Annotated in this window: 9 protein-coding genes; 3 read left to right on the top strand and 6 right to left on the bottom strand. The window is 70.5% G+C overall.

Annotation, left to right across the window (positions count from 1 at the left end):
• Window position 1 precedes the first annotated feature (1 nt).
• Window positions 2-949 (bottom strand): acyl-CoA thioesterase, encoded by a 948-nt coding sequence (locus N865_RS17840; protein ID WP_034808879.1) that lies wholly within the window; start codon window positions 947-949, stop codon window positions 2-4.
• Between the two features lie 213 nt (window positions 950-1,162).
• On the opposite strand from N865_RS17840, the gene N865_RS17835 reads away from it, so the two are divergent.
• Window positions 1,163-1,789, top strand: coding sequence for an SOUL family heme-binding protein (locus N865_RS17835; protein ID WP_034808915.1), 627 nt, complete (start codon window positions 1,163-1,165; stop codon window positions 1,787-1,789).
• A 76-nt stretch (window positions 1,790-1,865) separates the two neighbouring features.
• On the opposite strand, the gene N865_RS17830 is transcribed toward N865_RS17835, so the two are convergent.
• Complete coding sequence (locus N865_RS17830; protein ID WP_051510941.1) at window positions 1,866-2,087, bottom strand: hypothetical protein; 222 nt, start codon at window positions 2,085-2,087, stop codon at window positions 1,866-1,868.
• Window positions 2,088-2,460: 373 nt separating this feature from the next.
• Here N865_RS17830 and N865_RS17825 point away from each other — a divergent pair, with 373 nt between their 5' ends.
• The gene (locus N865_RS17825; protein ID WP_034808877.1) at window positions 2,461-3,615 is read left to right on the top strand and encodes a hypothetical protein; all 1,155 of its coding nucleotides are present in this window, start codon (window positions 2,461-2,463) and stop codon (window positions 3,613-3,615) included.
• 103 nt (window positions 3,616-3,718) lie between these two features.
• On the opposite strand, the gene N865_RS17820 is transcribed toward N865_RS17825, so the two are convergent.
• On the bottom strand, window positions 3,719-5,089 hold the full coding sequence (locus N865_RS17820; protein WP_211244923.1) for a M1 family metallopeptidase: 1,371 nt from the start codon (window positions 5,087-5,089) through the stop codon (window positions 3,719-3,721).
• Between the two features lie 212 nt (window positions 5,090-5,301).
• The gene (locus N865_RS17815; RefSeq protein WP_034808875.1) at window positions 5,302-9,681 is read right to left on the bottom strand and encodes an FtsK/SpoIIIE domain-containing protein; all 4,380 of its coding nucleotides are present in this window, start codon (window positions 9,679-9,681) and stop codon (window positions 5,302-5,304) included.
• A gap of 277 nt (window positions 9,682-9,958) precedes the next feature.
• Here N865_RS17815 and N865_RS17810 point away from each other — a divergent pair, with 277 nt between their 5' ends.
• Window positions 9,959-10,249, top strand: coding sequence for a hypothetical protein (locus N865_RS17810; RefSeq protein ID WP_034808873.1), 291 nt, complete (start codon window positions 9,959-9,961; stop codon window positions 10,247-10,249).
• A 98-nt stretch (window positions 10,250-10,347) separates the two neighbouring features.
• Here the strand turns inward: N865_RS17810 and N865_RS17805 are convergent, their stop codons facing one another.
• Window positions 10,348-11,793 carry an esterase/lipase family protein gene (locus tag N865_RS17805; RefSeq protein WP_034808871.1) on the bottom strand — a complete coding sequence of 482 codons (1,446 nt, stop codon included), beginning with the start codon at window positions 11,791-11,793 and terminating at the stop codon, window positions 10,348-10,350.
• Between the two features lie 10 nt (window positions 11,794-11,803).
• Window positions 11,804-13,496: CHAT domain-containing protein (locus N865_RS17800; protein WP_034808869.1), on the bottom strand; the 1,693-nt coding region annotated here is incomplete at its 5' end.

Genomic DNA, 13,496 nt, shown 5'->3' with positions numbered 1-13,496 from the left:
CTCAGGGGACGTGGCGTTCGGCGTCGACGGTCGAGCGGAGCGCGACGAGCTCTAGCGCGTGGTCGCGCAGGGCGATGTCCTCGTCGGACACCGGCGTCCAGGGCCGGGCCGGGACGGCATGGCCGTCGGCGTCGAGGGGGACGAAGACGATGAGCGAGTGGGTCGTCAGCTCGAGCTCGCCGGTCGCGGGGTCACCGGAGCGGACGTGGACGGCGACGTGCATGCTCGAGGTGCCCGTGAGCAGCAGGCGCGCCTCCACCTCGACGAGGTCGCCGATCCGGAGAGGGCGGTAGAACCGGACCCCGCCCGAGTAGACGGCGACGTTGTTGGCCGAGCCGGTCCACCGGGTCGCGAGGACGTGGGCGGCCTCGTCGATCCACCGCATGACGATCCCGCCGTGGACCTTCCCGCCCCAGTTGACGTCGGTCGGCGCGGCGAGGAAGCGCAGTGTGACGCGGGGTGCGGTCCCGGCGTCGCTGTACGTCTGTGCGGCCATGGCCGTCTCGATGTCAGCGCGGAGCGCGATCCGCCGGACTGCGCTCTCCTGCCACTGCAGCTCCTCCTCGGTGTGGGGCTCGAAGGGCGGCACCGGGGTGGGGCGGCCGTCGCCGTCGACGGCGACGAAGATCATGAGGCATTCGGTCGCCTCGACGAGCTCGCCGTCGCGAGGGTTGCCGCTGCGGACCGTCACGAGGACGTGCATGCTGCTGCGGCCGGTGTGGATGAGCCGCGCGGTCGCCTCGACGAGGTCGCCCACGGCGACGGGCCGCGTGAAGCGGACGTTGCCGACATACGCGGTGACGGAGTACGTCCCGCTCCAGCCCGCGGCGGCGGCATACCCGGCCTTGTCGATCCACTCGAGGACGCGCCCGCCGCTGACGTTGCCGGAGTACCCGGCGTCGGTGGGTGCGGCGAGGAAGCGGAGCGTGATCTCGCGGGCTCGGGACATACGGGTCCTTCCTCGGTGGCCGACAGGGAAAAGCGTCGCAGGTCAGGGGCCCTCGCGTGGCCGAGTCCGCATCACTGAGACGTATGCCGCAGAGCCGCCTGTCGCGGGACGTGTCCGTCGTGCTCCGGCTGGGAGTGCGTGTGCATCCGCGCGGCGTCGGTGGCGGCGTCATGAGGCGCGCGGGTCGGGCTGATGCGGCGTAGCGTCGGTGGGGTGACGGAGCAGCAGGTCTACGAGGTCGTGCAGGAGTTCGACGGGTTCGAGCTGCGCCGGTACGCGCCGCACGTCGTCGCCGAGGTGTCCGTGCGCGGGTCGTTCGACGACGCGGGCAACCGGGCCTTCCGGACGCTCGTGTCCTACATCGGAGGGAACAACCGCTCGCAGTCCTCCGTCGCGATGACGGCACCCGTCGTGCAGTCGGAGTCGGGCGGCGCGTCCGGGGCGACGGCGTCCGGGTCCGGCTCGTCCGGCGAGAAGGTCGCGATGACCGCTCCGGTCGTGCAGCAGCCGGCCGACGGAGGGGAGGGCGACTTCGTCGTCGCGTTCGTCCTGCCGGCGTCGGTCACGCTGGAGACGGCGCCCGTCCCGCTCGACGAGCGGGTGCACCTGAAGGCCGTCCCGGCGAGGCTGGCGGCGGCGGTGCGCTACTCGGGCCGGTGGTCGCAGGAGTCCTACGAGCAGCATCGTGCGGAGCTCGAATCCGCCCTGACAGCAGCGGGATTCGACTCCGTGGGGCCGCCGCGGTTCGCGAGGTTCGACCCGCCGTGGAAGCCGTGGTTCCTCCGGCGCAACGAGGTCGTCCAGGACGTCACCGAGAGGTCGCCGGGCCCGACGACCTGACCGTCGGTCGCCCAGAACGCCGACGCGACACCGCGATCCGTCGGGCACACGATGGAGTGGCCCGGCGAGCGGCAGGTCACTTCGACGGCTGCGGCGTCGAGCACTCCACCTTCGGGTTGATGCCGACGTAGTTGAGGGGACCGGCGATGACGGTGACGGCGACGGTCGTGAGCTTGCTGCAGCTGGCGTTGTCGGAGGAGAAGTAGCCGCGCTGGAGGGCGGCGAAGATGCCGATGAGGAGCCAGATCAGGACCACGATCGTGCTCGTCTGGGTGCGGGTTCGGGTGCGAACGCTCATGGTGACCTCTCGAGGCGCGTGGTCGCCGCGGGGGAGGCGGCGAAACCGGGCAAACAGGATGAAGAGCGCTCACTCTGTCAGAGGAAGGCGTGCCGTGGTGGCGCAGCGCCCGCGAAACCGACACGAAGTGAGCTCGCGGCCGGACCCACGGGTACACCGAGGAGCACCCACGACGAACGCTTCCTCCTGAGGGCAGCGTCCAGGCGGGCGACGCGAGGAAGGTCACAGCGCGAGTCCATGGCCCATGGCGGTGGTCCCAAGGGTGACGCACCACAATGCAGGGGTGCCAGGGCCCGCAACCATCGACCAGTCCCGTGCAGCGACCGCGTGGGCGACTCGCCGCAGACGAGCCGACGCCCTCCTGCTGGCGCTGGTGGTTGTTCTCACCGCCGTCATCACCTACCTCGCGGCGCACGCCGTCTTCGTCCAGCTGAACGACCTGCTGCGCGGGGACATCAAGCTGCACAACGAGGTCGTCACGGGGCAGGCCGACCGGTCCGCGGCCGGATACACGATCTACTACCTGCTCCTGTCCTGGGTCGCCGGTGGCTCGACCAGCCCCGAAGCGGTTCGAGTCGCGTCCGAGACGCTGCTTGCGAGCGCCATGGCGGCGAAGGCGGTCGTCACTCTTCTCATCACCCGAGTGGCGACGAGGACCCTGTGGCCCAGCCTTGCCGTGACGGCCTTCCTCATGGTGTACGTCCCTGTGGACCTCACTCTGTCGCCGGAGATGTACTTCGGCCGCCTCATGGGCTCGATCTGGCACAACTCGACAACCGTGGTCCTCATCCCCGTGAGCATGCTTCTGTTCTTCGTTGCTGTGACGTTCCTCGTCGCTGATGCCCCAGGAAGGGCTTACTGGATCGCGGCGCCGGCGCTCATCGTGCTCGACGGACTCCTCAAACCGAACTACCTGTTGGCCCTCCTGCCCGCCCTCGCCCTCCTCACCGGAATGGTGATGCTCCGTCGCCGGCGCACGACCCGGACGTGGCTCTCGACCGCTCCACCCGTGGGGAGGTTCCTGGCCATGGCCCTCCCGGCGGCAGTCCTGCTCGTCACCCAGTACGTCCTGGCCTACCAGGACGGGGGCGTCGCCTACACGAACGGCATCCGGCCCTTTGCCACGTGGTCCCTGCTGGCCTCGTACGTGCCGGGCGGCATTCCCGTCGTCCTCCTCGAGACCTTCCTGCTCCCGGCCCTCGTCACCGTGCTGCTCTGGCGTCAGGCCCGACGGTCCGCGTACGTGCTTGGGGCATGGCTGGTCGCGGGGATAGCCACCGCGCAGTTCGCCATCTTCGCCGAGTTCACCGCGTCGGGTGCGCTGCTCACCCACGGCAACTGGAGCTGGGGGGGCGACGTGGCGGTCTACGTCCTCTACACGGCCGTGGCCATTCTGTGGGTCCGTCACAGCGCGCTCCTGCCGTTGTGGGCCAGAGCACTCGTCTACGTCGTCGCGGCAACCTACCTCGCATCGGGCGTCATCTACCTGGTCCATCTCGTGACCCCCGACGGCCCCGGCTACCACTAGTTCTCGGCGGCACGCTAATTTCTCAGCCGCACCCTGATGAAGCGCACCGGGTGTCGTCGCCTCGTCGGGAGCTACCCCGCCTCCGAGGGGCCTCCGGCCGGGCTCACCACGACGTGGGCTTCTCGGGCCGGTAGAGCCAGACGTCGAAGAAGTGGTCCAGGTCCATCCCGGAGGTCTTCTCGGCGAGCGCGATGAACTGGGGCGTCGTGACGTTGCCGTAGCGGTTCTCCTGCACCCAGGTGCGCATGATCCGGAAGAACGTGTCGTCGCCAACCTTCTGCCGCAGCGCCTGCACGGTCATCGCGCCACGGTTGTAGATCGTCCCGTCGAAGAGGTGTGCCGCGTTGCCGGGGTCGCCGGGTGGGGGCGTCCAGAAGGACGTCTTCGAAGCGGGCGTGTTGTAGAGGGTGTCGAAGTAGCTCTGGGCGCTCTTCTGGCCGTTGTGCTCGCTCCAGATCCACTCCGACCACGTCGCGAAGCCCTCGTGGAGCCAGATGTCCGGCCACTGGCTGAGGGTGACCGAGTCGCCCAGCCACATGTGCGAGAGCTCGTGGGCGACCGTCGCCTCGTCCGGCATCCGGTCGAAGACGGGTTTCGTCTGGGTCTCGAGCGAGTACCCCACCTCCGGGGCGTTGTCCGCGACCGAGCCGACGGCGTTGAACGGGTAGGGCCCGTAGATCGACTCGTAGAACTCCACGATCGCCGGGAGCTTCCGGAAGACGTTCCCGGAGGGAAGGGTCGGGTCGATGGCGATGTAGGAGGGGATGCCTCCGACCTGCGAGACCGTCAGGTCGAAGCGACCGAGAGTTGCCGTGGCAAGATAAGGGGCCATCGGGTCGCTCTCTCGCCACACCCAGGTCGTGCGCCCCCCCGCCGACCGGTTCGAGACGAGCACGCCGTTCGCCATCACGGTGAGGCCCTCGGGGACGGTGACCTCGAAGTCGAAGGTCGCCTTGTCCTGGGGGTTGTCGTTCACCGGGTACCAGCTGGGTGAGCCTTGCGGCTCTCCGACCACGAAGGCGCCGTCGGCGGTGGGGACCCATCCCTCGATCGAGCCGTCGGGGTCGGTCACCACCTGCGGCACCCCGGAGTAGGCGACGGAGACGGTGAACGATCCACCGGCGCGCAGCCCGTGGCTCGGTGTGATCACGAGCTCCTGACCGCTCGCACGCTCGTAGGTCGCGGGAGAGCCGTTCACCGTCAGCTCGGAGATCGTGAAGCCCCGCAGGTCGAGATCGAACCGCGAGAGATTCTGCGTCGCGGTCGCCGTGATGAGCGCCGATCCGCTGAGCTGCTTCGAGCCGGGATCGTACCCAAGGTGAAGCGAGTAGTTGGCCACGTCGTAGCCGCCATTTCCCGCGAGCGGGAAGTAGGGGTCGCCGAGTCCCGAGGACCCTGGCGAGAGCTGACCGCTCCCGCGCTCCCCGCGCTGACCAGGACCAGCGCAGACGCCGCGATCAGCGCACCCTGCCATCGTGTGAACATCCCGGCCCCCTCGGTTGTCAATGTGGACGATTCGAGCGTAGGACGCGGACCCGGCCTCGATGTCCGCTTTCAGCCGATGCGTATCGGCCTCATGGTTCCGTCCTCATCGCCCTCCACCAGCGTCCGAGCTTCCAGCGCTTCAGGCGTGTCGGCCATGGAGCTGTGGGCCCGGGCGCGCGCAAATGGTCCTTGGGGTGGCCCTCATCGAGACGAGGAGACCCGTTGAGAGGACGGGAGTGCGACCTGGACCGGGGTGGTGGTGCCGTTGATGATGGCGACGCCCCGTCCGGGGAGGCGATGGCGGGGGACCTCGACGCGGGTGCGGAGCAGCTCGCCGTCGGAGGGCGATGTCGGGCAGAGGACCAGACCGGTCTGGTGGCGGGCAACCTCCACGACGAGCCCTCGGTAGATCGCTGACACACGGTGGACATCGACAGCCACCGCGCAGTACCCGCCCGAGCTGTCGAGAAGTCGCACCGCCTCGAGCAGGGCCGGCTCGATGGCGGTTCCGTCGAGGTCCTCGGCGTCGTCGACGACGATCCCGAGCTCTGGGCTCGCCCGGCGCAGCTCGATGAAGCGCTCGGTCTCCGAAGGGCGCAGGAGAGTCACGCCGGGTATGCCGCCCAGCTCGGTGAGCGGGGAGCGCCGGGTGGTGATGACGGCGAGCGGCCGTCCGGCCGAGGCGAGCTGGTTAGCGATGAGCGTGAGGGCGGTCGATCGTCCGCTGCGTGATGGTCCGACGACGAGCAGTGCTGGCGGCGCCGTGGCGAGATCGAGGCCGAAGGTTCGCGCGTCGTCGCCGCCGACGCCGAGCCGGAGGAGACCCGGTGTCGGCTCGCCCTCGTCGAGGGTCACCGTCTCGGGCAGCGGCCTGACGTGCCAGGGGAGTCGGCTGGGCGCGACGTCCCGGTGGCGCGCACGGACCATCGCCGCGACCGATGCGATCGCCTCGCGCTGGGCTGCGGGGGAGGGGTTCGGTCCGGCATGCGCGAGCTGGACCTCGGCGCCCGTGTGGAGGTCGATCGCGCGGCCGGGGGGTCGTCGCCCGGCGGCGACGTCGGGGTCGAGGCCGGCGAGTGTCATGTCGAGCGGGTCGGGCATGGGCAGCACGAGCCTGCGCTGGAGCAGACCGGCCAGCCGCCCCGACACCAGGCCTCGCCCGCCGGTGACGACGACGCGCACTCCGGTGGCGAGGCCGTCCCGCGCGAGTCGCAGCAGCTCCTCGGTCGGGGCGCCATGCTCCACCTCGTCGAACGCGTCCTCGAGGCTCTCCCATCCGTCGACGAGCAGGACGACCAGCGGAGTCGCCCCGCTTGCCGCCGTGCCTCCGGAGCGGCTGTGCGCCGCAGCCTCGTCGAGCAGTCGGACGACGAGCCGCCGGGCCGGCAAAGGGTCGTCAGCGCCGACGACGGAGCCGACGTGAGGCAGGTCGCGCAGCCACCCCAACGGGCTTCCGGACCCGGCGAGGACGTGGACGTGCAGGTCGGCGGGCGACCACTGCATGGCGAGCTCCAGGGCCAGGGCGGTCAGCGTCGACGACCTCCCGCTTCGAGGGCCACCGGCGATGCCGACGTGGCCGTCGGTCATCGGGTCCCAGCGCAGCACGTCCTGCCGCTGCTCGTGCGGCAGGTCGACGAGCCCGAGACGCGCGCCTCTCGGCTCCGCGGACACCCCGTCAGGACCGCTGCCGTATGCCGTGTCGCCCCTCCGCGCGCATCTTGGGTCCGTGGGCAGCGCGTCGAGCGAGACATCGGTGGGGAGGGGAGGCAGCCATGGCGATGCTCCGGGTTCGATCGAGAGCAGGTCTGCGGCTGCGCGGGCGGCGTCGACGAAGGCGGCGAGCTGGGTGCGGCCCAGGGAACGCTCGGTTGCGTCCTCCGGAACCGGCCAGGGGCGGGCCAGCCCGCGGAAACCCGTGCGCCAGACCCGGACCGCGGCGCCCGACTGCCGGGGCGCGGTCTCGCCGGCCGGATCGGTGACCGGCGCCCCGGCATACGCGGTCTGCACCTCGACGAGGCGCTGACCGGCGGTGCGCACCCACGCGCGGCCCGGCATACGGTCGCTGATGGACGCGGCCTCGGGGCCCTCGATGACGTCGTCGCTGTCGGAGCGGTCCCGCACCCGGAGCGCGACGCGCAGGGAGATGTTGGCCCGCATGTCCCCGGTGATGATGCCCGCGGGCCGCTGGGTGGCAAGGACGAGGTGGATCCCGAGCGACCTGCCGACGGCAGCGATGCGCACCAGGCCCGCCACGAAGTCCGGCAGCTCGTCAGCGAGGAGCTTGAACTCGTCGACGACGAGGACCAGCCGGGGGATGCCGGGCAGGTCTCGGCGGTCACGGGTCGTGATGGAGGCGTAGTCGTCGAGGTCCTTGGCGCCCGCCAGCGCGAGGAGCCGCTCGCGGCGCTTGAGCTCGGCGTCGAGGGAGGTGAGAGCCCGGGTCGTCAGGCCGTGGTCGAGGTCGGTCACGACACCGAGCGTGTGGGGCAGCCTCGCGCACTCCCTGAACGCAGATCCTCCCTTGTAGTCGATGAGGACGAACGCCAGCTGGTCGGGACAGTTGGACACCGCGAGCCCGGCGACGAGCGTCTGGAGCAGCTCGGACTTGCCGGCCCCGGTCGTCCCGCCGACGAGGGTGTGCGGCCCGTCCCGGCCGAGGTCGACGGTGAACGGCCCCTCCTGCGTGACGCCGAGGGTGGCACGGGCAGAGCCTTCGGTCGATGACCATGCGAGGACGAGAGCCTCCGGGGAGGTCGGGTCCACGCCACGGGCGAGGTGGGCCTCCCTGAACCCCACCGACGTCGGCAGCGAACCGGCACTCGGCTCCGGTGTGGCGTCCACCATGGGGGCGAGGTGGCGCGACATGCGCTCGAGCCAGGACGGCGACGGGAGGTCGGGCACGACGTCCCCCAGGATGCCGTCGGCGTCGGTGACGGTGGCCCGGACGCGCGGGCCCGGCACGAGCTCGACGACGGTCGCGGTCTCCGCTGGGAGCCGATCACGGTCGGAGTCGACGCAGAGGACGTGGAGGCCGGCGGCGGGGCCGTCGCGGAGCAGGGTCGCGATCCCGGGCACCGACCGCAGGGCCTGAGCACCATCGAGGACGAGGACCACGGACCGGGCCGGCGGCACGTCCGAGCCCGGACCCCGACGCTCCTCGACCAGGGTCAGCAGCTCGGCAACCCGTCGCGCGACGGCCGCTTCGTCACTGGTGTCCGCGACCGCTGCGATCGATGTCTCGCCCAGCGACAGGTGGGGGAGCCGGGTGGCCCAGCCCCAGTCGGCCTCGGGGGTCGGGGAGTCCGTCAGGAGGACCAGGCTGAGGAATCGTGGTGAGTGCCACGTGCACAGCTGGGTCAGCACTCCGCCCGTCAGGGAGAGCGCGGTCTCCCTGGCCCCGGCGATGCCGATGACCCCGGCCGTCACGAACGAGCACAACGCCGGCACGTCGGGACACAGCACGGCGCCCGGCGGATGGTCCCCGGAGAGCTGGACGCGCGAGGGTTGGTCGGCCGTCCCCAGCCGCACGACGAGGTGATCGGCGTCGTCCGGACGACGTTCCCACAGCCGTCCGTCCCGGCAGCGGGCGAGCTGCCCCACGACGGCGAGGTCCGGGTGTTCGTCGTGCCGCACGCCGCGCTCAGCGGCGACGGCCCGCTCGACGGCTGCGGTTGCCGCCTCGACCTGCTGCCGGTGCGCCGCGACGAGGCGACGGTAGGACCTGCGCCCATGGCGGCGGTCGCTCCACCACTGGCCGACGAGCAGCACCGGGGACATGAGCGCGAAGAGGAGCATGATGGGTGACCGGAGAGCGACAGCGAGCGCGGTCGAGAGCACGAGCGGGGCGATCGAGGCGAGCAGCGGGAGCCGCTGGCCCTCTGGCCGGCTCGGTACCCGAGGGAACTCGACGGAGTTCGCAGTCGGCGCCCGCACGAAGCGCGGCGGCCGGTGGAACCGCACGACTCCCGCCGAGGGCGCGACGGCGCCGGACGGTGCCTCGGGCCGGCGCAGCACGAGGGTCGTCGAGCCCAGCCGCAGCCGGGCGCCGACGTCGAGGCCCAACCCAGCGCCCGGGACGGGTATGCCGTCGACCAGAGAGGGGTTGGTCGGCTCGAGGTCCCTCACGGAGACCCCCGAGTCGGACACCGAGAGCACGCTGTGCACGCGGGACACGCCGAGGTCATCGAGCCTGATCCCGCAGTGGACGGCCCGGCCCACGACCTGCTCACCGCGAGCCAACGGGAAGGTGCGGCCTGATGCCGGGCCGCCCACGATGGCCAGCTCCAGCAGCGCGACCCGGCCCGGCGGCATACGCGCCGGTGACCGGGAACCCGCGTGGCGCACGGTGAGGACGGCCCCTCGCACGAGGTCGCCCTCCCCGAGGGGAGCGTCGTCGGCGACGAGGCTGCCGTCGACGTCGTACGCGAGCCGGTCGTCGCCCGGGCCGGTGAGGTGCCTCGCGAGGTGCGGTCGCAGGTCCCCGAAGACGGTCCCGGCCGGAGCCTCGACGAGGACCTCGACCATGGGCTCGGTGGGCACGATCGCCGCGCGGGCGTCGACGATGCCGAGGCGGATGCGCACTGGGTCTCCCTTCTCGTGCGCCCCAGCCAAGAGCATCCGGCGGCACGGCGGAGTGCCCTTTCCACAGCTGTGGAGAAGCGCGGCGGCGGCCCTGCCGGCCTCCCTACGATGCGGCGGTGTCGGGTGCGCCCTTCCTGCGTTCGACCTCACTGGCGTCGGTTGCCCACATGTCGCGGCGGCTTGACCGAGTTGTGATGCGACAGCATCTGACTTCGACGAGACGAATCGGACAGATCACGCCAAGATGGGCGCGAACCACACGGGGAGGTGTCACAGGGTGTCCACGCAGGAGGCGGTCCGCCACGTCGAGGGCGAGGTCCGTGAGCTGATCCGGCGCTCCGGCCTCGACCCGGCGCACCAGTCGCTCGAGGTGCCCCGTCTCGTCCAGGACGCGGTCCAGGACTACGACGAGCGTTCGCTCCACGGCGGGCTGCCGTCCCTCGGCGACCCGCAGTCGGCGGTCCACTCGATCCTCGCCGTCGTCGCCGGCTACGGGCCCCTCCAGCAGTACTTCGACGACCCGACCGTCGAGGAGATCTGGATCAACGAGCCAGGTTTGATCTGCTAGAGGTTCTTTCTGTTCATTGGGCCAGTAGGACTCGCGACACCAGCCGACGATCCGGGTGCGAACGTCCAGCACTATTCGCCGACGCGGAGCGCACTAGGTCAGAGGTCGTTGGGCCAGATGAGCGTTGTGGTGGTGACGGGTTCGATTGGTCCGCCGTAGTTGGGTCCGGTGCCGGGCATGCCTGGCTGGTTGGGTGGACTGTCGACGGTGATGGTGTGGGTGCCGGGTGGCAGGTTCGTGAAGGTGGCGTGGGCGTGACCGTCACGATTGGTGGGCTGTCGGGACTCGAGGATGCGCCCGGATTCGTGGGTGACGACGATGCGCAGCGCATGCCGGCGGTCTTCGCCGTCGATGTCCGCCTCGATCTGCAAGGCCTCTGCGGCAAGGGTGAGGTCGGGTGCCCGGACGCGGACCTTGACGGGTTGACTGGCCCTGCGTCGGACGGATGCGGTCGTGAGGATCTCCTCGATCTGGTCCAGCGCGGCCGGGTTGCGGTGGAGGTTTCCGTGCCCATCCCGGACCCGGAAGACGCGCGGGGTGTCGAGGGGCTCGTCGTGGCCGATGGCGCCGGTGAGCGGGACGGTGCCATCGCCGTAATCGTTGTCGGCGCCGAACGTCTCGAAGGCGGTTGCTGTGCCGTCCGGGTTGATCGAGATGGTAGTCGTCGTTGGTTGTCGTGTGCCGACGATCGCATGGGAGATGGTCTTGCTGTCTGGGCGGCTTACTTCGGCGTCCTGGAGGGTGGTGTAGAAGCTCATGGCGTCGGTGACCCGTGCTGACGGCAACGGCAACGCGGCGTGCGCGGTGGTCTTCTGGTAGTCGCGCGGGCCGTTGGTCATGCAGGCGTACTCAGGCATCAGTTGGTACAGCGACGGCAAGGACCGGGCGAAGGTGGTTAGGTCGACGTGCAGGGGACCGATGCCTGGGGTAACGCCGTTGACCAGTTGTTCGACGGCGGAGGCAGCTCCTCTCCAGGGCGTGCCGAGGGTAATGAGGCGGCGGGTGTGCCCGAATCCGCCGCATTTCTCGATGTACCAACGGGCCACGAGCCCACCCATGGAGTGGCAGACGAACACCAGCTGCGCGTTCGCGTAGCGGCCACCTTGGCTGCGCCACCGGTCCAGGGCTGGTTCGACGATGCCGGCGAGGCGTTGCCCGTTGTACCGGTTGGACAGGCGCCAGTCGTACGGGACCGTAAGGAGGTTACCGGGGCGTGGATCGCCCGGTTGGTGTCGTCGGTAGCCGAGCTGTTCGAGGTGCTCGACCAGCGGGGTGTACCCCTTGACCGGGGTCCAGACCCCGGGGATGGCGTGCACATCCGGCATGAGCTCGACCGCTTCAACCCTGTCGCCGGGGGGCTCGTCCCCGCACCCCTCGGGAATGGGGAAGTCCTGGATTCGCAGACGGCCGGTGAGGTTGTTCCATACCGCTCCGGCCGTGGGTGCCCAGACCAGATTCTCGGCTGCTGACCGATCGCGAGTGCTGACGCCAAGGATGCTGCCCATGATCCCCGGCAGCACAACGACCAGATCCGTGTCAGTCATACATCGGCTCCTAATGGGTTTCGTCGGGAGCTCGCGTGCCCGCGGTCGGCTGCAGCCTCGTCACTAAAGGGATGAGCGTCAGGACCTGGCCTTGGACGCCGCCGATCTGGGCGAGGTCGGCGATCCAACTGTCCCGGCTTTCCGGGGACTGTTCCAGGGCGGCTGCCAGCGCCTGCGCCGCGTCGTCGGGCCGGTCATCCAGAACGTTGGCGACCGCGAGATAGAACCCGGCCTCGGCGACATCGATGCCCGTCGTCGCGGCATGCCACGCGACAATCGCCATGGGCCGGAGGGCTCGGGCGTCGTCCGTGAGCGCGATCTGACGGAGCACCGACGACAGGTTCACAACGCCCTCAAGGCCAGCGAACGCGGCTTGGAGCAGCCCGGAGTGGGCATGATCGGCCGCCAGATCGAGCAGAGCCAGCGCCACATCGCCCCGAGGGCTCTGCCTCTCCCCGGCAACCTCAGCTACGGTCTCTCGGGTCGCAGGGTCGATCAAATCCTCGAGCACGTCCGTGAGCATCTGTTGCTGAGTGCCAAGGTCGGCGCCGACAAAAGCCCAAGCGAGCTCGCGCAGGGTCAGCCGCTGGTACGCCTCGTTGGTGCCCACGATTCGGGCCTGTTCGCGCAGCTCTCGGAGGCGCTCCTGCTCGTCGCTGGGCACGGTCAGCATGGCCTCATTCATAGCCGCGTCCGCCTCCCGCGCCAGCAGGTCCGGGTGAGCCGCGAGGTAGTCGCGCTCGGACCCGAAGGTGGGTGTGTTGACCCACGTCCGCGCCTCCGCCAGCAGGTCTGGATCCAGGCTCGCCCAACCCGGGAGGTCCTCACCGCTGTGGTCGCGCCACGCCACCTCAAATGCGGGGCGCGTGTTCTCAAGGCCGAGGTGACGACGCACTTCGTCACGCAGAGCAGCCTGTATGCCCTGATCGTCTACGGCCAACTTGCAGGCGTCGGCTAACCACGCGGCCGCCGCGGGCTCCCCCCGCGCGACACCGGCGGAACGATGCCCGAGCAGCAGCGCGCGAGAACTCGGATCCAGGGTCTCCAAGGCAGACGACCAGGCATCCTCGACGTCGCCCTGGTCTGAGTCGTCCAGCCGCAGGCCGAGGTTGTTCAACGCCATGGCGAGGCCGCGCAGGTAGACGGGGTTCTCGGCCGCGAGCACCCGGTAGGTGTCGACGGCTTCCTGGGTGGGTGGGAGGGCGTCCGCTCGCCGGCCCAGCTCGGAGAGCCGGACGCCGAGGTTGTTCAGCGCGCTGGCGAGGTCGGGCAGGTAGGTGCGGTTCTCGGCCGCGAGCACCCGTCGGAGGTCGACGGCTTCCTGGGTGGGTGGGAGGGCGTCCGCTCGCCGGCCCACCTCGGAGAGCCGGTTGCCGAGGTTGTTCAGCGCGCCGGCGAGGCCGGGCAGGTAGGCGGGGTTCTCGGCCGCGAGGACCCGTCGGAGGTCGACGGCCTCCTGGGTGGGTGGGAGGGCGTCCGCTCGCCGGCCCACCCAGGAGAGCAGGACGCCGAGGTTGTTCAGCGCGCTGGCGAGGTCGGGCAGGTAGGCGCGGTTCTCGGTCGCGAGCGCCCGGTAGGTGTCGACGGCCTCCTGGGTGGGTGGGAGGGCGTCCGCTCGCCGGCCCAGCTCGGAGAGCAGGACGCCGAGGTTGTTCAGCGCGCTGGCGAGGTCGGGCAGGTAGGTGCGGTTCTCGGCCGCGAGC

The organism is Intrasporangium oryzae NRRL B-24470 (assembly GCF_000576595.1).
GTDB classification, from domain to species: Bacteria; Actinomycetota; Actinomycetes; order Actinomycetales; family Dermatophilaceae; genus Intrasporangium_C; species Intrasporangium_C oryzae.
Note: the sequence above shows the minus strand (reverse complement) of the source record. Positions and strands in the feature narration are given on the sequence as shown.